The sequence below is a fragment of the Rhodobacter sp. JA431 genome (assembly GCF_900217725.1).
Lineage (GTDB): Bacteria > Pseudomonadota > Alphaproteobacteria > Rhodobacterales > Rhodobacteraceae > Rhodobacter > Rhodobacter aestuarii.
Window position 1 is genome coordinate 387,158 of the sequence record NZ_OBMP01000004.1, and the last position, 23,977, is coordinate 411,134.

The following is a 23,977-nucleotide window of genomic DNA, read 5'->3' on the forward strand; positions in this document are numbered from 1 at the left end:
GATTGACTCGAACCCACATTTCGCTTAAGCGACACCAGATTCCCCGGAGGACGAAACCTCCGGTCCCCGCATGGGCGGGGATCGCCACCAGTCAGCGCGTTGCGCCCACTGGTGCGTTTGACGTTTTTTAGGCCGCAACTGCGGCGCAGGAGGGCACGATGTTCGAGTCTCTTTCCGATCGCCTTGGTGGGGTGTTCGAGCGGCTGACCAAACAGGGCGCGCTGACGGCTGAAGATGTGAAAGTGGCGATGCGCGAAGTGCGCACCGCTTTGCTTGAGGCCGACGTCTCGCTGCCCGTGGTGCGCGAGTTCGTGAAAAAGGTCGAAGTCAAAGCCACGGGCGCGCAAGTCACGAAATCGATCAGCCCCGGCCAGCAGGTCGTGAAGATTGTGCATGACGAACTGGTCGCCATGCTGGCGGGCGACGATCCGGCCGATGCGCTGAAAATTGATAACCCGCCCGCGCCGATCTTGATGGTCGGTCTGCAAGGCGGCGGTAAAACCACCACCACCGCGAAACTGGCGCGGCGTCTGAAAGAGCGCGAGAAGAAGCGCGTTCTGATGGCCTCGCTCGACATTTATCGCCCGGCGGCGATGGAGCAGTTGGCGATTCTGGGCACCCAGATTGGCGTCGATACGCTGCCGATCGTGGCAGGCGAAAGCGCGGTGCAAATTGCCAAACGGGCGAAGCAACAAGCCTCGCTTGGCGGTTACGATGTTTACCTGCTCGATACCGCGGGCCGTCTGCAAATCGACGATGTGTTGATGGGCGAGGTGCAAGACGTTCGCGATGCGGTGAACCCGCGCGAAACGCTGCTGGTCGTTGATGGCTTGACTGGCCAAGTCGCCGTGGAAGTGGCGCAGGAATTTGACGACAAGATCGGCGTTTCCGGCGTTGTGCTGACCCGGATGGATGGCGATGGCCGTGGCGGTGCGGCGCTGTCGATGCGCGCGACCACCGGCAAGCCGATTCGTTTTGTGGGTCTTGGCGAAAAGATGGATGCGCTTGAGACCTTCGAGGCCGAGCGGATCGCGGGCCGCATCCTTGGCATGGGCGACATCGTCGCGCTGGTCGAGCGGGCACAGGAAGTCTTTGAAAAAGAACAGGCGGAGCGCATGGTCAAGCGCTTCCAAAAGGGCCTGTTCAACATGAACGACATGAAGTCCCAGCTGGAGCAAATGCTCAAGATGGGCGGTATGCAAGGCGTGATGAGCATGATGCCCGGCATGGGCAAAATGGCCAAACAAGCCGAGGATGCGGGCTTTGACGACCGCACCATCCGCCGCCAGATTGCGATGATCAACTCGATGACCAAGCAAGAGCGTGCGCGGCCCGAAATGCTGCAAGCCAGCCGCAAACGCCGGATCGCGGCGGGCTCTGGTTTGGATGTGGCTGACCTGAACAAGCTTTTGAAAATGCATCGGCAAATGGCCGATACAATGAAAAAGCTCGGCAAGATGAAGGGCGGCATGCTGAAACAAGCAATGGCCGCGATGCAGGGCAAATTCGGTGGCCTGCCGGAGCAAGGCGAGCTTGATCCCGCGAAAATGGAAGAAGCCACCAAGGCGATGGGCCAAATGAAGGGCCTGCCCGGCGCGATGCCCGGCATGGGCAATTTGGGCGGTGTGAAGCTGCCGCCGGGTCTCGCCGGTCTGACCATGGGCAAGAAGAAGTAACATGGTTGCGCTGTCGCCCACCCCGGTTTTGGAGACGGAACGTCTCGTATTGCGTGCCCCCGCGGCGCGCGACTTTCCGGCGTGGTGTGACTTCATGCTGTCTGACCGGGGCCGGTTCATCCGCTCCACCGACACTGTGGACGAGGCCATCGCATGGCGGGCTTGGGCGGCGGTGATCGGCCATTGGGTAATGCGCGGCTGGGGCAGCTTTGTCATCACGACGAAAGACAGCGATGCCGCCTTGGGCATGACGGGCCCTTGGGCGCCGATCAACTGGCCCGAATATGAAATTGGCTGGACCTGCTGGAGCGAACGGCACGAGGGGCGGGGCCTGATGGCCGAGGCCGCGCGCGCCGCCATCAACCATGCCTATCGCACCCTCAAATGGAAAACGGCGGTGAGCTATATCGCGCCCGAGAATGCCCGCTCCATCGCTTTGGCGGAACGGCTGGGGGCTGTGTATGACCCGAATGCCAAGCCGTTTCCGGGTGAAAAGGAAGCCCGCGTCTACCGCCATCCGAAACCGGAGGATCTCGCATGAGCGATGATATCACCCGCGCGGCCGCGCTTTTGGCCGAGCATCGCAATTCGATTGACCGGCTCGACGCGATCCTTGTCTACACGCTGGCCGAGCGGTTCAAGCAAACTCAAGCGGTGGGCAAACTGAAAGCCGAACATGCGCTGCCGCCGTCCGACCCGGCGCGCGAATCCAAGCAGATCGAACGTCTGCAACAACTGGCCAAAGACGCGGATCTTGATCCGGCTTTTGCCCGCAAATTCCTCACCTTCGTGATCTCGGAAGTGATCCGGCATCACGAGACATTCCAGAAATGACGGCCACCGCAGGCCCTCACCCAGCCATCTGAAGGAGATACACCATGGCTATGAAAATCCGTCTCGCCCGTGGCGGCTCGAAAAAGCGCCCCCATTACGCGATCGTTGCTTCCGACTCGCGCATGCCGCGTGACGGCCGCTTCATCGAAAAACTGGGCACCTACAACCCGCTGCTGCCGAAAGACAGCGAAGAGCGCGTGAAAATGGACATGGAGCGCGTGCAATACTGGCTCGGCCAAGGCGCGCAACCGACCGACCGCGTTGCCCGTTTCTTGGAAGCCGCTGGCGCGAAAGAAAAAACCGAGCGCAAAAACATGAAAAAAGCCGAGCCGGGCAAAAAAGCGCAACAACGCGCTGAAGAAAAAGCCGCGAAAGCTGCTGCGCCGGCCGAGGAATAAGGTTCGCTTCGAACCTGATTTCGTTATGAACTGGAGGCCGGGCAGCGATGTCCGGCCTATGCTTGCGGAGGGGCTATGTCGAAACCGGATCGTGTCTGCGTGGGCGCTATTGCCGGGGCCTTTGGGGTCCGTGGTGAGGTGCGGCTGAAAAGCTTTTGCACCGAGCCGGAAGATATTGCCGCTTACGGTGCGCTTTACAGCGAGGATGGAGCGCGCAGTTTCACCATCAAGCTGACCCGCCCGGTGACGGGGGGGCTTGGCGCGCGCCTGTCGGGTGTGGCCACGAAGGAAGAGGGCGATGCGCTGAAAGGCGTGACCCTTTGGGCGGACCGGGATCGTCTGCCCTCGCTTCCCGATGATGAATTTTACCACACCGATCTGATCGGCCTGGCGGTCTATGACACCGGCGGGGTGGCGATTGGCAAAGTGCGGGCCGTGCAAAACTTCGGCGCTGGCGATATTTTGGAAATCTATGCGCCCGGGCGCAAAACCACGCTGATGCTGCCGTTCACGCGCGCCGTGGTGCCCACGGTGGATATTGCTGCGGGCAAGATCATTGCCGACCCGCCCGAGGATGTGGAGTGATGCAGGTCTTTCTGCATCCGGGCTTTCACAAGACCGGAACGACCTCTGCGCAGGCCTTTTTGCATGAAAACCGGGAACTGATTTGGCCGCGCGCAGCGCTGGTGCTGCCCAAGCGCATCCGCGACGCGTCGCAAGCCTGTTTTGACTATGCCGAGACGCTGGGCGCCTTTGAGTTGCGTGAGATCACGCGGGCGATGCGGGCGTTTTTGGCGGATATGCCGCTCAATCCCAATCGGCGTATGCTGATCAGCGCGGAAAACCTGCTGGGGCGAATGCCGCTTGGCTTGCGCGATACGGCCTACCCCGGCGCGGTGAACATTCTTTCGGCGTTGATTGATGGCTTTGCCGGGCTTGGTTGGCCGGTGGAGGTGACGCTTTACCTTTCCACCCGCGAACGCGCGGGCTGGGTCGATAGTATTTGGGCGCATCAGGCGCGCAAAACCACCGGCAAACCTTTCACCCGCGATTTGGACGCGTTTCGCGCCGCGATGGCGCCCGTTTCGCTTGAGGCGCAGCTCGCCGAAATTAGCGCGGGCTTGCCCAATGTGGCGCTGGTCACCCATGATGTGGCAAGCTTCGATGCGATGCGCTTTGGTGCGGGCCAGCCGTTTATGGATTTTCTGAATCTACCGAAGCATATTGAAGATCAATTTGTTACGGTTGAACGTAACAACGTCGCCCCACCGCTTGCGGTGAGTGAAAGGTTCATCGCGCTCAACCGGTCCGGCATGGCGCGTGAAGAGCGAACCGCCGCCAAACGCGCGGTGCTGTTTCAAGCCGGGATGCAAGACGCCTATCCCGATGAGGAGGTGCCATGAGCACGCCCGATGATCCGAAAGACACAGATAAAGCGCCCGCTCCGCGCAAAGGGGCGGTGAAGCTTTCGACCTTTGGTTTCCAAGCCGAGGCGGTGCCCGAGCCTCCCCCGGAAGCTGGGCCGCTGCGCTCGCATGGGACGCGCTCGGTCATCACCTCGCTGTCGGGCAAGCTGCGCCCGCGCGATCTGATGGAGGAAACCGCACAGGCCCCCGCCGCGTGGCGCGCCAAAATCGTGACGCTGTTCCCGGAATCTTTCCCCGGTGTCTTGGGGCTGAGCCTGACGGGCAAGGCGCTTGATACGGGTCTTTGGGCGCTTGAAACGATTGATCTGCGCCCCTTTGGCATTGGCAAGCACCGCAATGTCGATGATACGCCCGCCGGGGGCGGTGCGGGCATGGTGCTGCGCGCCGATGTGGTGGCCGCGGCGCTGGACGAGGCCGCGCTTGGTGCGCCCCCAAGCCGTGAAGACTGGCCCGTGGTCTATATGTCGCCGCGCGGCAAACCCTTCACTCAAGCCGATGCGCGCCGCTTTGCCGCCGCGCAGGGCATGACCATTCTATGTGGCCGGTTTGAGGGCGTCGATGAGCGGGTGTTGGAGGCTTATGGCGTCGAAGAAGTCTCGATTGGGGATTTTGTTCTGACGGGCGGCGAGTTGGCCGCGCAGGTGGTGATTGATGCCACGGTGCGGCTGCGCGACGGCGTGCTGGGCAATGCCGAAAGCGCGACCGAGGAAAGCCATTCGAACGGGCTTTTGGAGCACCCGCAATACACCCGCCCGGCGGAGTGGCAGGGCCGCACGATCCCCGAGGTGCTGACCTCGGGCAATCACAAAAAGATTGCCGCGTGGCGGCGGGAAATGAGCGAGGCGCTTACGCGAGAGCGGCGCCCGGATTTGTGGGAGCGCTTTTGCGACGCGCCAAAGGGCTAAGCCGCATTTTCGGCTTTTACGCATTGATCCACAATTTGGCGGCGGTGAAAACTGAGGCGCACTTTCGCCCGTAGCGAGAATGTCTTCGGTAACCGAACGGCGGGGCTGATTTTTTCACCCCGTTCCGCCCTCTAAAGCACCGCGACAAAAAGTGACGCGCGTCACTTTGGAATTGTCACAAGAGGTTCACACTTTTTGTGGGCTGCTGGCGGCCCATCTGAAACGCAGGCGTCCAAAGCCTGCGTATTTGGGGGGAGATTGAAATGCTGAATATCAAAATGCCTCTTGTTGCGTTGACGATTGCTGTTGTTGGAACTGGCGCTTGGGCAGAGGGCACACAGCCTTTGCGTTTGGCGCAGTCAAGTTGCTCGTCGGGCCTAAATTATTGTGCGCCCGGCAGCTATGGTCCCGGGGGGTGTTATCGGTTGGGCTTCGCAACCTGCACCGCTGGGCTCGTCTGCACCGACGGGATGTCTGCTTGCAAACCGTCAAACGGAGGTCCGGCCTATTGCTACCGGGTCGGTTACGGTAACTGCAATTGATGTAAGGACCCGGTCCCGCGCGTGACGTGGGGCCGGGTTTAAGGCGCGGCGCCCCGTTTCTTAGCATTACGCGCAAAGCCCACTTCCCCCTTGATTCACGGCCCGTTCTCGCGTAACTCGCGCGGGTCTGGGCCGGAATCGGTCCCCGGACCCTTTGTCTGTGCCTGTGGCCCCCTGCTTCGGGGGTTGCGTGGGGTGCAAACCAAAGGCTGGCAAAAGACGAACGATCCTCCGGCGGGCGCGCTGCACAGCAGTTGCGGACCCGAGCGAAGACCGGAGCTCTCGGGCGGCGACACCTTTGCGGAACAAACCGCAAGCAACGAAAGGACCTGCGATGAACCTGATCGCGCAACTCGAGGCGGAACAAATCGCCGCCCTCGGCAAAGACATTCCCGATTTCAAAGCTGGCGACACCGTGCGCGTTGGCTACAAAGTGACTGAAGGCACCCGTTCGCGTGTGCAGATGTATGAAGGCGTCTGCATCGCTCGCAAAGGCGGCGCGACCATCGCGGCTTCGTTCACCGTGCGCAAAATCTCGTTCGGCGAAGGCGTGGAACGTGTGTTCCCGCTCTACTCGACCAACATCGACAGCATCACCGTGGTGCGTCGTGGTCGTGTGCGTCGCGCGAAACTTTACTACCTGCGCTCGCGTCGCGGCAAATCGGCCCGTATCGCCGAAGTCACCAACTACAAACCCAAAGCCGAGTAAGGAGTGGATCGATGAAAGCCGATACCCATCCCGATTACCACTTCATCACCGTCAAAATGACCGACGGCACCGAATACCAGACCAAGTCGACCTGGGGCAAAGAAGGCGACGTGATGGCGCTGGATATCGACCCGCTGGCGCACCCGGCCTGGACCGGTGGCTCGGCCAAACTGATGGACACCGGTGGCCGCGTGTCGAAGTTCAAAAACAAATACGCCGGTCTGGGCTTCTAAGCCTGTTGACCCAGCGTGGTTTTGGAAAGGGCGCCTTTGGGCGCCCTTTTTCGTATTAGCTTGGTGTTCCGCAGCGTTTTTGGGGCGTTGTTGGCCCCTTCCGTCCCATTGTCCGCGCGCCTATAACAGGGCGAGCGCTGGGGCTTGCGGGCCTTGGCCAGAGCAGAGGAGATGCCAAGATGATCCTTGGCCATATCGGGGCGCGCAAAGGCTCCAAAGGTGTGCCCGGCAAAAACTTCCGCATGATCGCAGGCAAGCCCTTGATCGACTGGTCTTTGGATTTGTTGTTTGAAAGCGATCAGATTGGCGCGGTTGTGGTTTCGACCGATGATGAGCGGATTTATGACCATGCGGTGGCCAAGGGCGCGCTGGATATCGGCTTGCGGCCTGCGCATCTGGCGACCGATACCGCGCCCAAATGGGGCGTGTGGCAGCATGCGCTGGATGCGGCGCAAGAAAAGCTCGGTCAGCCCGTGACCGCTTTTGTCGACCTTGATTGCACCGCGCCCCTGCGGCTGGCAGAGGATCTCACCAATGCCATCGCGCTTTTTCAGTCGCAAAAGCCCGACATGGTGATGAGCGTCTGCGAGGCGCGCAAGAACCCCTATTTCAACCTTGTTGAGGCCGATGAAACCGGGGCGCTGCATGTCTCGAAGCCACTGCCCGGGGGGGTTTGGTCGCGCCAAACTGCGCCGAAGGTTTGGGAGCATGCGGCTTCGACCTATGTGCTTGATCCCGACTATCTGCGCCGCGCGAAAACGATCTATGAGGGCCGGGTGATCCCCTTTGAGATGCCCGCCGAGCGTTGCTTGGATATTGATAGCCCGCTTGATTTCAAACTTGTCGAGATGCTCATGGCGGAGCGTCATAGCCCGGAGGCCACGCAATGACCCTGCAAGACCGCACCATCTTTATCACTGGCTCGGGCGGGGTTCTGGGCTCCACCTATGTGCGCCGAATGCTGGCCGAGGGCGCGCGCGTTGTGGCAACCGACCTGCCGGGCCACCGGGCCGAGGCTTTGCAAGCCGCGCATGAAGGCAATGAGAACTTCCGCTTTTATGAGCTGGATGTGGGCGAGGAAGATCAGGTCACCGAGATTTTTCAGCGCGTGATGAAAGACGGTTGGGAGCCGAATGTCGTGCTCAACAATGCTGCGATCACCGGCGAGATGCTGATGGGCGCAGGCAAAAGCTTCCCCGACTTTGCCGATACCACCGTGGCCGATTTTGAGCGGACGTTGCACACCAACCTGACCGGGGCTTTCATGGTCGCGCGGCAGATGGACCGCGATATTGTAGGCCGCTACCCGGCGACGCTGATCAACGTGGCCTCGATGTATGCGCTCAACGGCGCGCATCACCCGATTTATGACGGCATGCCGTTCAAGAATTTCTCGGCCTATGGCATCACCAAGGCGGGCATTCACGGGCTGACGGTGTGGCTCGCGGGCTATTGGGCGCCGCGCAAAGCCACCGTCAACACCATCGCGCCGGGCGCGGTCTTCAATGGCCATTCCGAAGAATTCCAGCGCCGCGTGGGCGAGCTGATTATGGCAGGCCGGATGGCCCAGCCTGATGAAATCGCCGATGCGATGTTGTTCCTGTGCTCGGCCCAATCGGGCTATGTCACGGGGCAATTGCTCAATGTCGATGGCGGGTTTTCTGCATGGTAAGCCCGCATGTGGCGGTGATTGGCGCGGGCTCGATTGGGCGGCGCCATGCGGGGAATTTGGACGCGCTTGGGGCCAAGGTTTCGCATATCGGTTGGCGGGAGTTTGACGCCACCGCCTTTGCCGCGCGCACAGATTTGGATGCGGTGGTGATTGCCACCGCCACACAAATCCGTCTGCCGCTGATTGCACTTTGCGCGCAGATGGGGCTGCCTTTCTACGTAGAAAAGCCGCTGACCTGGAGCCTAGAGGAACTCGCCGCGATTCATGCGGCGGCTGCCCCCGTGGCGGATCGCTCAATGGTTGGCTTCATGATGCGCTATCACCCGGCGCTGGTGGCGCTTGGGCAAGAAGACCTGAGCGACATCTACGCCTTTGCCTTTGAGATTGGTCATGATGTGCGGCAATGGCGGCCCAATTGGCGGTTCGGCGACAGTTACGCTGCCCTGCCCGAGGGCGGCGGGGTGCTTTTGGACCTTTCGCATGAGGTGGATATTGCGCAGACCCTGTTCCCCGGTCTTGCCTTGCAAGCGGTGGATAGTCTTGGCCATGCAGCGTTTCCGGGCGTCGATTTTGCAACCACCTTGCAACTGGCCGCGCCCGGCGGCCCGGTTGGAAGCGTGAGCATGGATTACCTCTCGCCCGTTTTCATTCGCCGCGCGCGGCTGCGCGGGATTTCGCGCAATATCGAGATCGACTTCCTCAAACCTTCGGTGAGCTATATCACGCCCGAAGGGGTTGAGACGCGCGACTACCCGTTTGAGCGCAATGATATGTTCCTTGGCGCGATGGGCGATTTCCTGAAATTGGTCACCGAAGGCGTGGGGGCTCAAATCAGCCCGCAAGCACCGCTCCTGCGCCAATGCTTGCCGACCGATCATTTGGTGTCAGAGGCTTGGGGCAAGCGCGCCTTTCAGGGCAATATCGACCAAGATATGGGCTGATCAGCGCCGGGCGTTCGCCAGCACGCCCGGCAGCGCTGCAAAGAACCGGTCCACCCCGCCTGCGTGATCTGCAAAGAAGTGCTCAATCTGCGCAGGCGTTGGTTGATCTGGGCCGGCAAGGGCTTTTGCCAGTTCTGCCGCGTCCTTCACCCGCCGCGCCACGCCTGCGGCCTCTGCCTCCGTGAACGGGTATTCGATTGTCCAAATTTCCGGCCCGGTCAGCACCGGCTTTTTTAGCGCCAAGGGTTCGATGATGTTATGCGCGCCTTTCGGGGTAAAGCCGCCGCCCACCACCACCGCATCGGCGAGTGCGAGGTAGAAATACATCTCCCCTAGACTGTCGCCCAAAAGCACATCGGGCAGCGGCGTGGGGGCGGTGAATTGGGCGTGGCCATCCAGCACCTTTGGCAAAGCGGTAGAGCGGCGCGCGACGCTAAACCCGGCCGCTTCCAACAGCGCGCCGCAATCGCCAAACCGCTCCGGCTTGCGCGGCACATAGATGAAGAAGGGTTTGTCTGCGCCTTGGCTTAGGCTGCGCATCGCGCTCAGAAAAGTCTCATCCTCACCCTCGACGGTGGAGGCAAAGGCGATCACGCGCCGCTCTGCCAAGCCAAGCGCGGGGCGCGCCACGGCGGCAGCCTCCAGCAGCGCAGGCGGGATCGGCTGTTCAAAGCGCAATTCGCCGGTGATGGCGATATTCTGCACCCCCACAGCGGCAAAGCGATCCGCTTGCAATTGCGATTTCACAAAAGCGCCCGCAAAGCCGCGCATCACCGCTTGGCGCAGCCGCAAACCGCCGTTGTCACGCGCAATCGCCTTGGTCGGGTATTGCGCATTGCACATGAACAAGGGCACGCCCGCCGCCCGCGCCGCAAAGACCATGCGCGGCCAGATCTCAATTTCCATCACCAACCCGAATTTGGGCGCAAAGGCGCGGAAGAAACCGCGATAGGCCCAAGCGGTTTCCAGCGGCACCCAAACCACATGCACGCGGCCTTCGGCGCGCTCTAGCGCAAAGACCTTTTCCGCCTCGCGCCGCCCGGCGGGGGTGAAACAGGTGATCACCAGCCGCTCGCCACGTTCCAAAAACGCGCGCGCGAGCGGCACGGCAGAGCGGAACTCGCCAAGCGAAACCGCATGAATCCAAACCGCCCCCGGCGCGCGGGTTTTGTAGCGCCCGAAACGCTCGGCCAGATGGCCGCTATATAGCGTATCTTTGCGCGCACGCCGAAAGAGATAGGCCAAGATCAGCGGCAGGCCGAACGTCCAAACTGCGGACCATAGGCCAAGGAACAAACGCAGCTTCAGCGGCATGATTGGGCCTCCATCAGGGCCAAAAGGCGGGCGGCAAGGGTCTGCACCTTTTGTTGGGCGTCTTGCACCAGCGCCTTCGCCTTTGCCGCCATCTCGGCGGCCTCGCTTGGGGCGGGCAGGGCGCTGGCCAGCGTGCCGGGGGCCACCTGCCGGGCGGCACCTATGGCCTCCAGCGCGGCGTAATCGGTGGCGAAATTCGCCGTATCTGGGCCATGCAGCACCGGGCAGCCAAGATTCACGGCTTCCCACGGGTTATGCCCGCCAATCGCATCAAACCCGCCGCCCACAAGCGCCCAATCGGCCAAACGATACCAAAGCCCCATTTCGCCCAATGTATCGGCAAGCCAAACGCGGGTTTCGGGGCTGGGAACTTCGTCCGCCGAGCGGCGCGCGAAGGGAAGGTTTCGGGCGTGCAGATCGGCGGCGATGGCATCGGCGCGGTTGAGGAAGCGCGGTGCGATGATCAGCAAACTGTCCGAGGTCGCTTCAAGCGCGGCCAGCGCCTCTGCCTCATCGCCCGCATGTGATGAGGCCGCGACCCATACGCGCCGCCCCGCCAGCGCGGCTTTTAGCTTGGACAATTCTGCCGGATCCGTTCCAAGCGGTGGCGCGGCGGGTTTGAGCGAGCCAGAAACCGACACGCCTTGCGCGCCCAGCTTCGAGAGATAATGCGCCGTTGTCGGGTCTTGCGCATCAATCACTCGCAGGCAGGCAAAGGCGGCACGATAAAGCGAACCCAGTCGCGCACGACCTTCATAGCTGCGCGCAGCCATCCGGGCATTGACCAGCGCTTGCGGAATGCCATGCGCCTGCGTGGCAAAAAACGCGCCGGGCCAGATGTCTTGCTCGGACCAAATTGCCAGATCGGGCTGCCAATGGTGCAAGAAACGGTGCAAAAACGGTGGGCTGTCGAGCGGGAGGAACTGGTGGCGGGCATTTGGCGGCATGTCGCGCGCGATCACCTCGGCCGAACCCCGCGTGCCGGAGGTGATCAGAAATTCCAGATCGGGGGCTTGCTGTGCCAGTGCCTTAATCAGCCCACGCAAAGCCATGGTTTCGCCAAGGCCCACCGCATGAAGCCAGACGAGCCGCCCTTTGGGCCGGGGCAGGGTCGCATGGCCCAGCTTTTCACGCCAACGGTCTGGCAGTTCGCGCCCCTTGGCCAAACGGCGCTTCAGCAGCACGGGCGCAAGCGGAGCCAATGCCCAGCCTGCCGCCTGATAAGCGGCGCGGATCACCGCATCCTTAGTCATGATCAGCAAAGGTTTTTTGCAGCCCACTTTCCCAAAAGGCGACGTCGTTCAGCGTTTCGATGAACAATTCTGCCGCCCGCCCGCTGCCAAAGGCAGTGTGGCGCGGATAGCGTTTGCCCCATTCCTGCGCCAAGAAATTGGCGATGGCCGCGCTGTCTTGCGCAGGGGCTTTAAAGATTGAGGGCGCCTCGGCCCGGTTGGTTTGTCGTGTGCCAACATCGAGCGAGGGCAAGCCCAAAAACGGCGCCTCGCGCACGCCCGCGGAGGAATTTCCGACCATGCAGGCGGCATGTTTCATCAGTTCAGAAAAATGCGCAAACCGCATGGAGGGCAAGAGCCGGAACCGCTCGCGCGGCAGTTTTTCCAACGTCGCAAAGATCGCCTCTGACCCTGGATCATTGTTTGGAGCGATCACCACAAAATTGCGCCCGCTGGCTTCCATCGCGCCAAACAGCCCCTGCGCTTGCGCGCCCATTGTGTCGACCTCTGAGGTCACGGGGTGGAAGGTGGCAATGCCAAACTCCTCAAACGGGATTTGGTAGCGGGCGCGGACCTCATCCAGCGTCACCCCCGAAGGCCCGGCGTGGAAATCCAATTCCGGCGAGCCGATTACATGCACATTGGCGTCGGGCTCGCCCAGCACCAACACGCGCCGTTTCGCCTCTTCCGACGACACAAAATGATGCGTGGACAGCTTGGTGTTGCAGTGGCGGAACATCTCATCAATCGTGCCAGAGACCTCGCCGCCCTCGATATGAGCGGAGCGGACATAGTTCATTGCACAGACCAAGGCGCAGGCCAAAGCCTCCACCCGGTCACCGTGGATTACCACCAGATCGGGACGGTGCTCGACCACGAAATCGGAAAAGCCTGCAACGGTTTTTGCCAGCACGGTATCTTGCGGATCGCCGATGCGCTGATTGAGAAATTCGTGCACGGCCACGCCCGTTACACGACGCACCTCGATTTTTGTCAGCCCGTAAAGGTCGAGCATGTGCATCCCGGTGACGAAGAAAGATACGTCAAAACCGGCGTCGCGGGCCGCAATGGCCAGCGGCTCAAGCTTGCCAAAATCGGCGCGGGTGCCAGTGACGAAGAGGATGGATCTGGTCATGGGCCGCCGGTCTCCTTACGGGCTTCAGGACAGGCGTTGGCTTGCCTGATGGGGGGAATGGATATATGCCACGGCCAGTCAAGGGAAGTAGGAGAACCCCGTGGAACGTGTTGTTCTATGCATGAAATGGGGCACGTTGTACGGGCCGGAATATGTGAATGTTCTCTACAATGCTTGCCGAGCCAATCTGACCGGGCCGTTTCGGTTTGTCTGTCTGACCGATGATGCCGCTGGCTTGGTGGCGGACATTGAGGTTTTTCCCATTCCAGAGATCGGGCTCGCGCCGGATCATTGGCGCGGCGGCGCTTGGCCGAAGATCAGCGTGTTTTGCGAAGATCTTTATGGGCTTAAGGGGCGCGCCCTGTTCATCGACCTCGACATGGTTATCTGGGGTGAGCTTGACCCGTTCTTTGAATACGGAACAGGGTTGGTCGCGATCGATTCTGCGCCTTGGCGCTATCGCGATGCGCCACCGCAAACGATGTCGTCGATTTTTGCCTTTGATCTCGGAAAAATGGGCTGGCTTGTAGATTGGCTGCGCGCCGACCGTGAACATTACATTTCGAAATACGGGATCGAGCAGCGATACCTGCATGGCGAAGTGCCCCAGATCGGGTATTGGCCGCAGGATTGGATCAAGAGTTACAAATATCATTTGCGGCGGCCTTTGCTTGTTGATCGTTTGATGGGGCCCGCCAAGCCTCACCCATCGTTGAAAGTGCTTTGCTTCCATGGCAAGCCGCGCCCGATTGACCTGATCCATCCGCCCAAAGGCAATTGGGACCGCTTCCCGCATTATGGCCGGGGGCAGGTGCCATGGATGGCAGAATACTGGGCCAGATATGGCGGCACAGTTTAACAAAAGGGGGGGCTGTTGAGCCGACTCGTCCTTTCTCTCACCACGGTGCCGCCGCGTTTTCCCTATGTTGCGGAGAACCTTTCGGCGCTGTTGGACCAAAGTGCGCAGATTGATGCGATCAATCTCTATGTTCCGCGCAGCTATCGGCGGTTTTCCTATGCGCCAAGCGATCTTCCTCGTCTGCCCGAGGGGGTAAACCTGCGGTTGGTCGAGCAAGACTACGGCCCCGCGACCAAGGTTTTGCCCGCAGTGCAGGAATACCGCGATCAGGATGTGATGATCCTGTTTTGCGATGATGACAAAGTCTATGACCGCGGCTGGGCGCAGCGCTTTGTTGATGCGGCGCGAATGCGCCCTGATCATGCGATTTGCGAAGAAGCCGGGCATCTTGCGATGCCGCATTACGCTGGGGATGGCTGGGTTTCAAAGCGCGACCCGCAAGCAAAGTTCCGCGAGAAAAACCTTGGGTATCGCTTGCGGCGTGCCGCGTCGTTCGGGAGGTGGAAGCCTTCAAAGGCGGTGTCCGCGGGCTATGTCGATATTCTGGAGGGCTGGGGCGGTGTCTTGGTTCGGCCAGAGTTCTTCGATGCGTTTGCCTATGACATCCCAGATGTGTTGTGGACCGTGGACGATGTCTGGTTGTCGGGCTGTTTGGAGCGCAAAGGCGTGCCGATCTGGTTGAATCTTGAGGATAAGGTGCGCTCAAAAGGCAATTCAAATGAGGTGAAGGGCGCGGCTTTGCGCAACTTTGTCTACCAAGGCCACAACCGGATCGAAGCGAACCGGGCGTGTATCCGATATTTCCGGGAGACATGCGGAATTTGGGGTGGGGCGGCGGCGTAAGTCCCTCGCCACCGCCTTAAATCGCTTTCTCGGTCACAGTGTGTTGGCAGCCCCTCGGCGCGCAAGCTTGGTCAAAGCCGGCGCTTTTGGCGGCTGGTCTTTGGTCTGCAATGCGAGAATCTCATCCGCGATGGCGGGCGGCGGTGCGCTGACCATCCCTTCATTCAAGGCGCGCAGGTAAGCGGAGCGCATCGCGCTCCAGATGGGTTCGCTGCTTTTCTTCAGGAAGTGTGTACCAAAAATCTGTTCATTGGCATAAGGAAAACTGGCATTGAACCGTTTACGGTTCACCGCGCGGCGAATGTGGTCAAGCACCTTTTCGCGCCATTCCGGATGTGCCGCATCTAATGCGGCGATGTGCTTCGCGCGTCGGATGATATCTGCATCGGCATAAGCTGCATACTTCAGCGTGTTCCTGAGGAAGGCATCATCCTTCTTTTGGATTTCTTGCAAAAAGACTTCCCGGCGGGAAAGGGCCGTAAGTTTGAGACCGGCCGCAGCCATCGCGCGAGAAAACCGAATTTCGCCGTTCTTGATCGTTTTCGGCTTGTAGTCAGTCATCTTGTAATTGTGCCAGAACGCTTGAAATTCCGGGTGTTGCCATGCGCTGCGACGGATCAGGTAGAAATAGGACTCGAGATGCGAGAAAGCGCTCGCATGGCCACCTTTGGTGTCGTGAATGACCTTTTCATCCTGCAAAAGTCCGCAGATATCTGCGTCTGCAAAATTTGCTTCAAGCTGCTCTAGCAGGCCCGGGCGCATCGGCATCCAGACGCTGTCATTCATCACGATCAGTTTCTCTGGGGTGATGCCATCACGGTTTAAGAGCCGGATGGCATCTTGATAGCCGCCAAAATCATAGCCGAAATTTGGCCGCTCCAGCAGGCTCCAGCAGTTTTCCAGTAGCAGGGCGCGATCTTCGTCAGCGATCGCGCAGTTCAAGACAAGAAACGGGGCATAGCCCTGCGCGCGGAGCCAGTCGCATGTGGCAAGCGCAGATCGGGTGATGCCCTTAGGCTGGTATAGCAAAAAGATGGCGACACGGTCTGCCAAGGGCTGAGTGCCTTGGGAGCGTCGTGTCAACTTGTCGAAGTCTCGCAAATAGTCGGCGCGTTTTTGTGATTCGCGCATCCGCCCAGGCAGGCTGGACAAGGTTTGCGGCAGATGCAGGATCTGGTCTTTGATGCGGTTCAGCTCGCGTTTGATCTTCCAGGCGGGTACCATTTACTCAACTCCGGGGTGATCTTCATCTTGTAGCATGCTACCCTTAGGAGCCTAGCACTGAAAAGAGGCCTTGGCGCGCCAACCAGTGTAACCTCTTCCCATAGTTTGCGATTTTCTGCCAATAATAGGCCAAGCGTTTATGTTTGGGGAATTTCTTCGCATCTGCCATGGCCGTTCCGGTGATGAAGCTTTCCCCTTGGTCGCGTGGCGGTGCGGTGAAGGGTTCCAGCCCCATCAAGCGGATATCATGCTCGAAGAAGCGGTTGAGTTCATGATCATGGGCGCGCGTGATCGGGTAGAAGCTTTCCGCAAGCCGTGCTGCCACGCTGCGTTTGATCAAATAACAGCCGTTGCCGGTGAAAGGGCCCCAATAGGCGTTGAGCGTGAAGTGTCCACGCCGAACCTGTTTCAGCGGGCCTTTGGCACGGATCCGCGAGAACCGAACAATATCCCAACGATCGGCAAGCTCTAGCGCGTTTTGCAGCGCGTTTGGAAAGTCTGGAGTGAAGGTCACGTCGTCTTCACAGATCAAGACGATCTCGTCTTGCCCGGCACCAATTTGGCGCCAAAGTTCCACATGGGACGCGTAGCACCCGAGATGGCCCAAAGATAACGGCGCCCCCATATTGCGCCGCCAAGCCGCTTCGTCGGTGCGTTTTCTGAGTTCGGCCTCGCAGGCTTGCCCGTCCACCCCGTCAAATACCGCATAATCGAAACCGATTTTGGCAAATTCGTTTTCAACTTGGGCACGGCGCGCTGTGGCGCGGGCCAAAGAGATCACGAAAATTGGGACGGGGGCTGCACTCACGCAAGATCCTCCCATTTCAACTGCGTGTTGCGGGTCACGGCGCGGGTGAGGCGTTTGCCCACCACCTTGTCAAAGTCATAGCCGGCAATCTCGCCCGAGCCGGGGCGACGGGCCCAGATATCGGCTTCGGTGATCACATGGCCCTCGGGCAGATCGGCATCCGCCACCACGGAGGCGCGCGCGAACCGATAGACGGGTTCTTCCGCTTCGGTGCGTTGCTTGGGGTTGTTGGCGGCAATCCAAATCTCGCGCGAGCGGTCAATCAGGAAGCGCAGTTCTGCCGGGTCCATCGAGTTGATGATGTCGGGGCCAATGCGGTAGCGCGTGTCGGTATAATGCCGCTCAAGGATACAGGCGCCGAGCGCGACAGAGGCCAGCGCAATTTCCGGCCCAATCGAATGGTCCGAAAAGCCCACCGGCACACCGGGAAAAGCGCTTTGCAATTCGGTTACGCCTTTAAGCGAAACGATCTCCGGCGGGGAGGGGTAGAGGTTGGTGCATTCCAAAAGCGCAAACTCCACGCCCGAGGCCTGCAAGATTTCAACACTGGCGCGGATCGTTTCAATCGTTTGCATCCCCGTGGACAAGATCACCGGTTTGCCCTTGCGCGCGATATGGCGAATGAGCGGGAGGTTGTCGGCCTCGCCCGAGCCGATCTTGTAGCCGACCACGCCGATCTCTTCCAAAAATTCCGCCGCCGCGCGCGAAAACGGGGTGGAGAGATAAATCATCCCAAGGCTTTCGGTATAGTCCTTGAGCGCAATCTCATCTTCGCGCGAGAGCGCACAGCGTGCCATCACCTCCCAAATCGAGACGTCGGCATTGGGCGGAAAGATCTGCTTCGCCTCATCGGTCATCTCGTCTTCAAGGATATGCGTTTGGTGTTTGACGCATTCGCAGCCAGAGGCCGCGGCCAAGCGCACCATTTCCTTGGCGACGTCAAGCGAACCGCCATGGTTGATACCGATTTCCGCAATCACCAGCGGCGGATGGTCGGGGCCGATTTCGCGGTGGCCGAGTTTCATGGCGTGTCACTCCTATTGGCGCGTCGCGCGCGCAGATCTTCTGATCCCCAGCGATCATGCACCCAAAGCCATTGATCGGGGAAGCGGCGGATTTGTGCTTCCAGTCTCCGGGTCATTTCTTCGGTCATTTCGCGCGGGTTCGTATGGGCAATCGGCGTTTCGAAGTGGACATCGTGATGGATGCCGTCTTCGCAGCGATGCGTGAAAATCGGCAGCAAAAGCGCCCCGGTTTTCATCGCCATTTCTGCTGCAAAGGTCGAGGTCGGGGCGGGGTAGCCGAAAAAGCTGATATCGGGATAGCTGGTGGCGCGCACGTCAAACAGCATCGCCGCGACGCCGCCGTTTTTCACATGCCGGGTGAAAGAGACGACCCCTTTGCGGCTCTGCGCGAAGGCGGGGCCGGTCAGGCTTTCCATCGTCGTTTTATAGTGTTCGTTGAAATAGGGGTTCTTGGCCGGGCGATAAAGCGCCGCCACGGGATACCCCATATTGTGGATCGCGACGCGCAGGGTCTCATAATTGCCGATATGGCCAGAGACAGCCAGCACGCCACGCCCTTCGGCCAGAGCGTCTTTAAATGCCGCAAGGCCCGGCCCGCCAACCGTGCTGTTTTTCAGCACTTCGGACAAGTCGTCCTTGCTGTAGTTTTCGATGATGCTGCGCCCGAAATTGACCGAGACCCGACGTGCGATGCGTTTCGCTTCGGCAGAGGACATCTCTGGGTGGATCAGTTGCAGGTTGCGCACCGCCTTGGAGATATAGCCCGCGAGCGGCGCCACGACCCAACCCGTAAGCCAGCCAAACAGGTGCACCCGCGTTTTATATGGCACCCGCCGCGCCAGCCCGATCAGCACCCTCAAAAAGGCATCGCTGGTCCTGTCTGCGTTCCACGCCATGCGCGTTTGACCTTTTCCTATTTGGCTTTTGTAATCGGCACGCCCCGGAGGGATGTCAACCCAAGGCACCGTTTGTGGCTCTATGCTTCCACCACGAATTGCGCCGAAACGATCTGCCAGCCGGAGCCAACACGTTCCAATGTAGCACAGAAGGCAGCGCCGATCCGGCCTGCCTCTGCGCCCTTCTCATCCACGAGGCCGGACAAGACGAACCGCTGCCAGATCACGGCGGCGCTGTCGCCAATTGGCCGCGACCGGGTGCGCCCGGTCACCAAGCGCGCGCGCTGAAACGCCCCGGCAAATTCCCCCGCCAAAAGTTCGGCGATCTCTTTTGGGTTCTGCGCGGCCCCTCCGGTGAGGCTAAGAAACTCCCCATCGGGGGCGAAAAGCGCGGCAATGCCCCGCGCATCATGCGCGCCCCAAAGCGCGGCAAAACGGCGAGGCAAGTCTGCGGGATCGGCGAGCATCAGCAAGCCTCGCCCGGTGCGGGCACGATTTTCCCGGGGTTGAGGATATTATGCGGATCGAGCGCCATTTTTATTGCCCCCATGACGGACCAAGCGGTCCCATGTTCTTCGGCCATCATGTAGCGCTTGCCCATGCCAATGCCATGCTCGCCCGTGATCGTGCCGCCCATGTCCAGCGCCATATGGGCAAGATCATGCGCAACGTCCTTGGCCTTTTGTAGCTCGGCCGCGTTATCGCGGTCCAAAAGCACGATGGCGTGGAAGTTCCCGTCCCCCACATGGCCCAAAATCGGCGCGGTGAGCCCCGCAGCATCAAGCATCGCCCGGCCTTTGGCGACCGCTTCGGCCAGACGGGACATCGGCACGCAAACATCGGTCACCAGCCCCATGCAGCCGGGCCGCGCGGCAAGGCAGGCCGAATAGGCCCCGTGGCGCATTTTCCACAGCCGATTGCGGTCTTCGGTGGTGGTGGCCCATTGGAAATCGGCCCCGCCCATATCCGTCACCACCTCGCCAAAGCGCGCGCTGGCCTCGGCGACGCTCGCGTCTGAGCCATGAAACTCGATCATCAGATGCGGCTTTTCGGGCAGAGACGAGCCATTCATCTTGTTAAAGACGCGGGCAATTTCTTCATCGACAAATTCGATCCGCGCCATCGGGATGCCCATTTGCATCACCATTTGCACCGTCTCCACTGCGGCTTCAAGCGTGTCAAAGGCGCAAACGGCGGAGGAAATCGCCTCGGGCTGGGCATGAAGGCGCAGCGTCAGTTCGGTAATCAGCCCAAGCGTCCCTTCGGAGCCCAGCATCAGAGCCGTCAGGTCATAGCCAGAGGCCGATTTTGCGGCGCCCGAGCCGGTGCGGATCACCCGGCCATCGGCCAACACGACCTCAAGCGCAGCCACATTGTCCCGCATCGAGCCATAGCGCACCGTGGTGGTGCCGCTGGCACGCGTTGCCGCCATGCCGCCAAGCGAGGCATTGGCGCCCGGATCCACCGGGAAAAAGAGCCCCGTCGCCCGCAGATCGGTGTTGAGCTCTTGGCGGGTCAGCCCCGGCTGCACCCGGACCAGCCGATCTTCGGGGTGGGTTTCAAGCACTTTGTTCATATGTCGGAAGTCGACGACGATCCCGCCCTGTACCGCCAAAGCATGACCTTCAAGCGAGGTGCCAGCCCCCCAACCCACCACGGGCACGCGATGGGCGTTGCAAATCTTCGTGAGGGCGGCGACCTCTTCGGTGCTTTGCGGATAGGCGACGGCTTCGGGCGGCGTGGGTGTGAACCACGTCTCTGACCGGCCATGCAGGTCACAATCGGCCTTTGTACGCACGAGACGCGCGCCCAAAAGGGTTTCTAGCTCTTGCCAAAAGGATGCTTCTGCCATGTTCACCTCCGCCATTTTCGCCCCTCATAGGCGGATCGCCGCGAGGCGGGAAGGGGCGAAAAAATCACATCCGTTTGTCACCGATCAATGTTGCTGCTAGCGGGCATCGTTAGGACACTGGCAAGCGCGCGCTGCCCCTGCCCCACGGGGGCTTAAAATGCGCGATGGGTCGAGAAGGAAAAGGAGCCCGGGATGATTTTCGAAAGCCGCATGTATGATGAACTGCAACCGGGGATGAGCGCCGAGTTGCGCAGGCTCTGCACAGCAGATGATATCTATGCTTTTGTCGCGGCGACCGGGAACCACAACCCGATGCATGTGGAACGTGCTGATGACGCGGGCCACAAAACGGTCCCTTATGCGCCGGGGCTGTTTGTGGCCTCGATGATCTCTTCGCTTTTGGGCTCGATTTTGCCGGGGCCGGGCACGCGCTACAAAGACCAATCTTTGAGCTTCCAAAACTACGTCAAAGCCGGGGAAGAGCTGATCGCCAAAGTCACCGTCGCCTCGAAAGAGGCGGAAGGCGTTGTCGTGCTCAACACAGAGGTGCGCCGGGTAGGGGATGAGGCCCTGATCTGCGAGGGCAAAGCCCGGGTGCATGCGCCGGAAAAATATATCCGCTACGAAGAGATTGATGCGCCCGGCCTGATCGTGCAGCGCCACCGCCACTTTGAAAAGCTGCTTGAAGCGGCCGAAGACCTGCCCGAACTCAAGACCGCCGTGGTTTGCCCCGAAGAGCAAACCGCACTTGAAGGTGCGATGATCGCCGCCGAGCGCGGGCTTATTCGTCCGATCCTGATTGGCAAACCCGAAAAGATCGAGGCGGCGGCGAAAGCGCTTGGCAAATCTTTGGCGGATTACGAAGTGCTGGAGATGATGACCCACCGCGATGCCGCGCGTCAGGCTGTGGCCTTGGTGCATGAGGGCCGCGCGCAGGCGATCATGAAGGGGCATTTGCACACCGATGACCTGCTGCGCCCGATGCTGGACAAGCAAACCGGGCTGCGCGTGGGGCGGCGGTTTACCCATGTCTTCGTGATGGATGTGCCCGGCGTCAGCCACCCGCTTTTGGTCACCGATGCGGCGATCAACATTGCCCCCGATCTCGCGACCAAGGTGGACATCTGTCAAAACGCGATTGATCTGGCGATTTCGCTTGGCATGGAAACCCCGAAAGTGGGCGTTCTCAGCGCCGTCGAGACGGTGAACCCCTCGATGCCGTCTTCGATTGATGCTGCGCTTCTGTCCAAAATGGCCGAGCGCGGCCAGATCAAAGGTGGCGTGGTTGATGGCCCCCTTGCGATGGACAACGCGGTCGATATTGGTGCCGCGCGCACCAAAGGGCTGCGTGGCCCGGTGGCGGGGCAAGCGGATGTGCTGGTGGTGCCGGGCATTGATGCGGGCAATATGCTGGCCAAGCAGCTTGCTTATATCAGCCATGCAGAAGCGGCGGGCGTGGTGCTGGGCGCACGGGTTCCGGTGATCCTGAACTCGCGTTCGGATAGTGCGATGGCGCGTCTGGCCTCGGCGGCGGTGGCCTCGATCCATTGGAATCGTTTGACGGGGGGGAATTGATGACGAAAGCGATTTTAACGCTCAATGCGGGGTCGTCCTCGCTCAAGCTGGGGCTCTTCGATGAGGCGCTAGAGGCACTGGCAACGGCCCATGTGGACCGCTTGGGGGCGCCAGAGGCGAGCCTGAAGCTGAAAGATGCCACAGGCGCAGCCATGCCGGTGCCCAGCTTTGGACCAGATGATTTCGCGACCCATACGATTGCTTTGCGTTCCGCGCTTGCGGCGTTTCGCAATGACCTGCCGGGCCTTGAGATCATCGCGATTGGTCACCGTATCGTGCATGGCGGTGTGGATCACGCCGAACCCGAACCGGTGACCGAGGTGCTGCTTGATCACCTCGAACGGCTCAGCCCCTTTGCGCCTTTGCACCAGCCGCATAATTTGGCGGGCGTGCGGGCCTCGATCGAGGCCTTTCCGGGTGTCCCGAATGTGACCTGCTTCGATACCGCGTTTCACCGCGGACATCCGTTTGTCGATGATACCTATGCCCTGCCGCGTCACTATTACGAAAAGGGTGTGCGCCGCTATGGCTTCCACGGGCTGAGCTACGATTACATCGACAGCGTGCTGGCCGCCGAGGAGCCCGATTTGCGGGCGGGCCGTGTGGTGGTGGCGCATTTGGGCTCTGGCGCCTCGGTCTGCGCGATCCATAATGGCCAGTCGATGGCCTGTACGATGGGCTTCTCCACGCTCTCAGGCCTGCCGATGGGCTCGCGCGCGGGCGAGCTGGATGCAGGCGTCGTGCTTTACCTGATGGATCAGGAAAAGATGGGCGCGACCGAGATCACCGAGCTGCTGTTCAAACGCTCCGGCCTTTTGGGCATGTCGGGCGTGTCGAACGATATGCGCACGCTGGAGGCCTCCAAAGACCCACATGCGCGCGAGGCGATTGATTACTTCTGTCACCGGGTCGCGCGCGAGATCGCGTCGCTTGCCGCCTCCATGGGCGGGCTCGACGGGCTCGTCTTCTGTGGCGGGATCGGCGAGAACTCTGCCTTGGTGCGCGAAGAGGTCTGTGAGGCGCTCGAATGGGCCGGTGTGGAAATGGACGTCGAGGCGAACAAAGCCCATGCCCGGAACATCTCCACCGGCCGGGTGGCGGTGCGGGTCATTCCAACCAATGAAGAGCTGGTGATTGCCCGGGCCGCGAAAGGTGCGCTGAAGCTCTAATCCGGCGTCCGTGTGGCCTTTGCCTCTCAGGCGCTTCATCCAGAAACTTGCGCAGGCGGTCCCGTGCGGGCCGCCTGTTGTCGTAAATGGACAGGGATGGGCCCGCTCAGGTGAGCCCGGTCGAGGGAGCGCGCCGCCGAGCTTGCTCCGCAGGCTCCGAGTCGCGAAGATCTTTGGGGCGAATCTGGATGCGGGATCTGCTCTTGATCGCCCAAAACGCGGAATCGGCGCGCTTCACGAAGAAAAATTAGCCGGTGACTCGGCCTGATTCACACCTGACCGTAATGCACTCAGAAAATTAATGCGTTTCGGCGGCTTCTGGGGAAATATTCTTTCCTTGACGTCAGGGGTGTCATTTGCCCCCAAAGAAAGTTCCGAGAGATTTTTCCAATGCAGCAAGGGCTCAAGCGGGGTGCGCGCAAAAAATCGCAACTTTTTTGAAATTGGCTCTTGCGCCCCTCGGGCAGTCTCCGTAAAAGCCCCCTCACCGAAGCGGAACACACCGCGACGGTGCGCCGGACGGGTCGCAAGACACTGAAAGCGAACGGAAAAATGGAGATGCTGTTGGCTAGCAGCGCCGCGAGTGATTGGCGCTACTGGTTGATTTTGTTTCCTTGCTCTTTGACATTGATGGATATCTGAAGAGATATGTGGGCGGTTTGGGCGCGAATGCGACTGCGAACCGAGACATATCGGCGCTCTAGCTTC

Annotated in this window: 26 protein-coding genes; 16 read left to right on the top strand and 10 right to left on the bottom strand. The window is 60.5% G+C overall.

Annotation, left to right across the window (positions count from 1 at the left end):
• Positions 1-158: 158 nt before the first annotated feature.
• The 12 genes from ffh to CRO18_RS11080 all read left to right on the top strand — a co-directional run bounded on the left by ffh (position 159) and on the right by CRO18_RS11080 (position 9,337).
• Positions 159-1,676 carry a signal recognition particle protein gene (gene ffh, locus CRO18_RS11025; protein WP_097082137.1) on the top strand — a complete coding sequence of 506 codons (1,518 nt, stop codon included), beginning with the start codon at positions 159-161 and terminating at the stop codon, positions 1,674-1,676.
• A gap of 1 nt (position 1,677) precedes the next feature.
• A complete protein-coding gene (locus CRO18_RS11030) occupies positions 1,678-2,217 on the top strand; it encodes a GNAT family N-acetyltransferase (protein ID WP_076486265.1) in 540 nt (179 codons plus the stop codon).
• Complete coding sequence (locus tag CRO18_RS11035; RefSeq protein ID WP_076486266.1) at positions 2,214-2,510, top strand: chorismate mutase; 297 nt, start codon at positions 2,214-2,216, stop codon at positions 2,508-2,510. Before CRO18_RS11030 ends, CRO18_RS11035 begins: the two co-directional genes overlap by 4 nt.
• Positions 2,511-2,554: 44 nt before the next feature.
• On the top strand, positions 2,555-2,908 hold the full coding sequence (gene rpsP, locus CRO18_RS11040) for a 30S ribosomal protein S16 (protein WP_076486267.1): 354 nt from the start codon (positions 2,555-2,557) through the stop codon (positions 2,906-2,908).
• A gap of 75 nt (positions 2,909-2,983) precedes the next feature.
• Positions 2,984-3,493 (top strand): ribosome maturation factor RimM, encoded by a 510-nt coding sequence (gene rimM / locus CRO18_RS11045; protein WP_076486268.1) that lies wholly within the window; start codon positions 2,984-2,986, stop codon positions 3,491-3,493.
• Entirely contained in the window at positions 3,493-4,311 is an 819-nt protein-coding gene (locus CRO18_RS11050) for a hypothetical protein (RefSeq protein WP_097082138.1), read from the top strand. The genes rimM and CRO18_RS11050 overlap by 1 nt, the downstream gene beginning before the upstream one ends.
• A gap of 188 nt (positions 4,312-4,499) precedes the next feature.
• Positions 4,500-5,240 carry a tRNA (guanosine(37)-N1)-methyltransferase TrmD gene (gene trmD / locus CRO18_RS11055; protein WP_097082175.1) on the top strand — a complete coding sequence of 247 codons (741 nt, stop codon included), beginning with the start codon at positions 4,500-4,502 and terminating at the stop codon, positions 5,238-5,240.
• A gap of 876 nt (positions 5,241-6,116) precedes the next feature.
• A complete protein-coding gene (rplS, locus tag CRO18_RS11060; protein WP_076486270.1) occupies positions 6,117-6,491 on the top strand; it encodes a 50S ribosomal protein L19 in 375 nt (124 codons plus the stop codon).
• Positions 6,492-6,502: 11 nt separating this feature from the next.
• Complete coding sequence (gene rpmE, locus CRO18_RS11065; protein WP_097082139.1) at positions 6,503-6,724, top strand: 50S ribosomal protein L31; 222 nt, start codon at positions 6,503-6,505, stop codon at positions 6,722-6,724.
• A 179-nt stretch (positions 6,725-6,903) separates the two neighbouring features.
• A complete protein-coding gene (locus tag CRO18_RS11070; protein WP_097082140.1) occupies positions 6,904-7,614 on the top strand; it encodes a cytidylyltransferase domain-containing protein in 711 nt (236 codons plus the stop codon).
• On the top strand, positions 7,611-8,396 hold the full coding sequence (locus CRO18_RS11075) for an SDR family NAD(P)-dependent oxidoreductase (protein ID WP_076486273.1): 786 nt from the start codon (positions 7,611-7,613) through the stop codon (positions 8,394-8,396). The genes CRO18_RS11070 and CRO18_RS11075 overlap by 4 nt, the downstream gene beginning before the upstream one ends.
• On the top strand, positions 8,390-9,337 hold the full coding sequence (locus tag CRO18_RS11080) for a Gfo/Idh/MocA family oxidoreductase (protein WP_097082141.1): 948 nt from the start codon (positions 8,390-8,392) through the stop codon (positions 9,335-9,337). Before CRO18_RS11075 ends, CRO18_RS11080 begins: the two co-directional genes overlap by 7 nt.
• Here CRO18_RS11080 and CRO18_RS11085 read toward each other — a convergent pair whose 3' ends face one another.
• The 3 genes from CRO18_RS11085 to neuC are packed head-to-tail and all read right to left on the bottom strand — an operon-like array spanning position 9,338 to position 13,018.
• Positions 9,338-10,651, bottom strand: coding sequence for a 3-deoxy-D-manno-octulosonic acid transferase (locus tag CRO18_RS11085; protein ID WP_097082142.1), 1,314 nt, complete (start codon positions 10,649-10,651; stop codon positions 9,338-9,340).
• Positions 10,642-11,904: a 3-deoxy-D-manno-octulosonic acid transferase gene (locus tag CRO18_RS11090; RefSeq protein ID WP_097082143.1), complete on the bottom strand. Its 1,263-nt coding sequence runs from the start codon at positions 11,902-11,904 to the stop codon at positions 10,642-10,644. The genes CRO18_RS11085 and CRO18_RS11090 overlap by 10 nt, the downstream gene beginning before the upstream one ends.
• Positions 11,897-13,018, bottom strand: a complete 1,122-nt coding sequence (gene neuC / locus CRO18_RS11095) for a UDP-N-acetylglucosamine 2-epimerase (protein ID WP_097082144.1) — start codon at positions 13,016-13,018, stop codon at positions 11,897-11,899. Before neuC ends, CRO18_RS11090 begins: the two co-directional genes overlap by 8 nt.
• 100 nt (positions 13,019-13,118) lie before the next feature.
• On the opposite strand from neuC, the gene CRO18_RS11100 reads away from it, so the two are divergent.
• Both CRO18_RS11100 and CRO18_RS11105 read left to right on the top strand, forming a co-directional pair.
• Entirely contained in the window at positions 13,119-13,877 is a 759-nt protein-coding gene (locus CRO18_RS11100; protein WP_143128628.1) for a glycosyltransferase, read from the top strand.
• Between the two features lie 15 nt (positions 13,878-13,892).
• Positions 13,893-14,720 (top strand): hypothetical protein, encoded by an 828-nt coding sequence (locus CRO18_RS11105; RefSeq protein ID WP_097082146.1) that lies wholly within the window; start codon positions 13,893-13,895, stop codon positions 14,718-14,720.
• 33 nt (positions 14,721-14,753) lie between these two features.
• Here the strand turns inward: CRO18_RS11105 and CRO18_RS11110 are convergent, their stop codons facing one another.
• The 6 genes from CRO18_RS11110 to CRO18_RS11135 form a co-directional block, all read right to left on the bottom strand.
• Positions 14,754-15,944 (bottom strand): rhamnan synthesis F family protein, encoded by a 1,191-nt coding sequence (locus tag CRO18_RS11110; protein WP_097082147.1) that lies wholly within the window; start codon positions 15,942-15,944, stop codon positions 14,754-14,756.
• Positions 15,945-15,987: 43 nt separating this feature from the next.
• Positions 15,988-16,752, bottom strand: a complete 765-nt coding sequence (locus tag CRO18_RS11115; protein WP_170952640.1) for a glycosyltransferase family 25 protein — start codon at positions 16,750-16,752, stop codon at positions 15,988-15,990.
• Complete coding sequence (locus CRO18_RS11120) at positions 16,749-17,777, bottom strand: N-acetylneuraminate synthase family protein (RefSeq protein ID WP_097082149.1); 1,029 nt, start codon at positions 17,775-17,777, stop codon at positions 16,749-16,751. The genes CRO18_RS11115 and CRO18_RS11120 overlap by 4 nt, the downstream gene beginning before the upstream one ends.
• On the bottom strand, positions 17,774-18,673 hold the full coding sequence (locus tag CRO18_RS11125; protein ID WP_097082150.1) for a lysophospholipid acyltransferase family protein: 900 nt from the start codon (positions 18,671-18,673) through the stop codon (positions 17,774-17,776). The genes CRO18_RS11120 and CRO18_RS11125 overlap by 4 nt, the downstream gene beginning before the upstream one ends.
• An 80-nt stretch (positions 18,674-18,753) precedes the next feature.
• The gene (locus tag CRO18_RS11130) at positions 18,754-19,140 is read right to left on the bottom strand and encodes an SgcJ/EcaC family oxidoreductase (protein ID WP_076486283.1); all 387 of its coding nucleotides are present in this window, start codon (positions 19,138-19,140) and stop codon (positions 18,754-18,756) included.
• Positions 19,140-20,525, bottom strand: a complete 1,386-nt coding sequence (locus CRO18_RS11135) for an FAD-binding oxidoreductase (RefSeq protein WP_097082177.1) — start codon at positions 20,523-20,525, stop codon at positions 19,140-19,142. Before CRO18_RS11135 ends, CRO18_RS11130 begins: the two co-directional genes overlap by 1 nt.
• Positions 20,526-20,717: 192 nt before the next feature.
• Between CRO18_RS11135 and CRO18_RS11140 the strand changes: the two genes are divergently transcribed.
• Entirely contained in the window at positions 20,718-22,100 is a 1,383-nt protein-coding gene (locus CRO18_RS11140; protein WP_076486284.1) for a bifunctional enoyl-CoA hydratase/phosphate acetyltransferase, read from the top strand.
• Positions 22,100-23,269: an acetate/propionate family kinase gene (locus CRO18_RS11145; RefSeq protein ID WP_097082151.1), complete on the top strand. Its 1,170-nt coding sequence runs from the start codon at positions 22,100-22,102 to the stop codon at positions 23,267-23,269. Before CRO18_RS11140 ends, CRO18_RS11145 begins: the two co-directional genes overlap by 1 nt.
• A 234-nt stretch (positions 23,270-23,503) precedes the next feature.
• On the opposite strand, the gene CRO18_RS18980 is transcribed toward CRO18_RS11145, so the two are convergent.
• The coding region (locus CRO18_RS18980) for a hypothetical protein (protein ID WP_212710117.1) at positions 23,504-23,977 on the bottom strand (474 nt) is incomplete at its 5' end.

Bases quoted from the DNA above. Each gene is read 5' to 3' on its own strand.
- CRO18_RS11110 (WP_097082147.1), bottom strand. From the start codon at position 15,944: ATGGTACCCGCCTGGAAGATCAAACGCGAGCTGAACCGCATCAAAGAC.
- CRO18_RS11130 (WP_076486283.1), bottom strand. From the start codon at position 19,140: ATGCTCGCCGATCCCGCAGACTTGCCTCGCCGTTTTGCCGCGCTTTGG.
- neuC (WP_097082144.1), bottom strand. From the start codon at position 13,018: ATGACCAGATCCATCCTCTTCGTCACTGGCACCCGCGCCGATTTTGGC.
- ffh (WP_097082137.1), top strand. From the start codon at position 159: ATGTTCGAGTCTCTTTCCGATCGCCTTGGTGGGGTGTTCGAGCGGCTG.
- rplS (WP_076486270.1), top strand. From the start codon at position 6,117: ATGAACCTGATCGCGCAACTCGAGGCGGAACAAATCGCCGCCCTCGGC.
- CRO18_RS11075 (WP_076486273.1), top strand. From the start codon at position 7,611: ATGACCCTGCAAGACCGCACCATCTTTATCACTGGCTCGGGCGGGGTT.
- rimM (WP_076486268.1), top strand. From the start codon at position 2,984: ATGTCGAAACCGGATCGTGTCTGCGTGGGCGCTATTGCCGGGGCCTTT.
- trmD (WP_097082175.1), top strand. From the start codon at position 4,500: ATGGAGGAAACCGCACAGGCCCCCGCCGCGTGGCGCGCCAAAATCGTG.
- CRO18_RS11035 (WP_076486266.1), top strand. From the start codon at position 2,214: ATGAGCGATGATATCACCCGCGCGGCCGCGCTTTTGGCCGAGCATCGC.
- rpsP (WP_076486267.1), top strand. From the start codon at position 2,555: ATGGCTATGAAAATCCGTCTCGCCCGTGGCGGCTCGAAAAAGCGCCCC.
- CRO18_RS11120 (WP_097082149.1), bottom strand. From the start codon at position 17,777: ATGAAACTCGGCCACCGCGAAATCGGCCCCGACCATCCGCCGCTGGTG.
- CRO18_RS11125 (WP_097082150.1), bottom strand. From the start codon at position 18,673: ATGGCGTGGAACGCAGACAGGACCAGCGATGCCTTTTTGAGGGTGCTG.
- CRO18_RS11030 (WP_076486265.1), top strand. From the start codon at position 1,678: ATGGTTGCGCTGTCGCCCACCCCGGTTTTGGAGACGGAACGTCTCGTA.
- CRO18_RS11080 (WP_097082141.1), top strand. From the start codon at position 8,390: ATGGTAAGCCCGCATGTGGCGGTGATTGGCGCGGGCTCGATTGGGCGG.
- CRO18_RS11070 (WP_097082140.1), top strand. From the start codon at position 6,904: ATGATCCTTGGCCATATCGGGGCGCGCAAAGGCTCCAAAGGTGTGCCC.
- rpmE (WP_097082139.1), top strand. From the start codon at position 6,503: ATGAAAGCCGATACCCATCCCGATTACCACTTCATCACCGTCAAAATG.
- CRO18_RS11085 (WP_097082142.1), bottom strand. From the start codon at position 10,651: ATGCCGCTGAAGCTGCGTTTGTTCCTTGGCCTATGGTCCGCAGTTTGG.
- CRO18_RS11050 (WP_097082138.1), top strand. From the start codon at position 3,493: ATGCAGGTCTTTCTGCATCCGGGCTTTCACAAGACCGGAACGACCTCT.
- CRO18_RS11090 (WP_097082143.1), bottom strand. From the start codon at position 11,904: ATGACTAAGGATGCGGTGATCCGCGCCGCTTATCAGGCGGCAGGCTGG.
- CRO18_RS11140 (WP_076486284.1), top strand. From the start codon at position 20,718: ATGATTTTCGAAAGCCGCATGTATGATGAACTGCAACCGGGGATGAGC.
- CRO18_RS11135 (WP_097082177.1), bottom strand. From the start codon at position 20,525: ATGGCAGAAGCATCCTTTTGGCAAGAGCTAGAAACCCTTTTGGGCGCG.
- CRO18_RS11145 (WP_097082151.1), top strand. From the start codon at position 22,100: ATGACGAAAGCGATTTTAACGCTCAATGCGGGGTCGTCCTCGCTCAAG.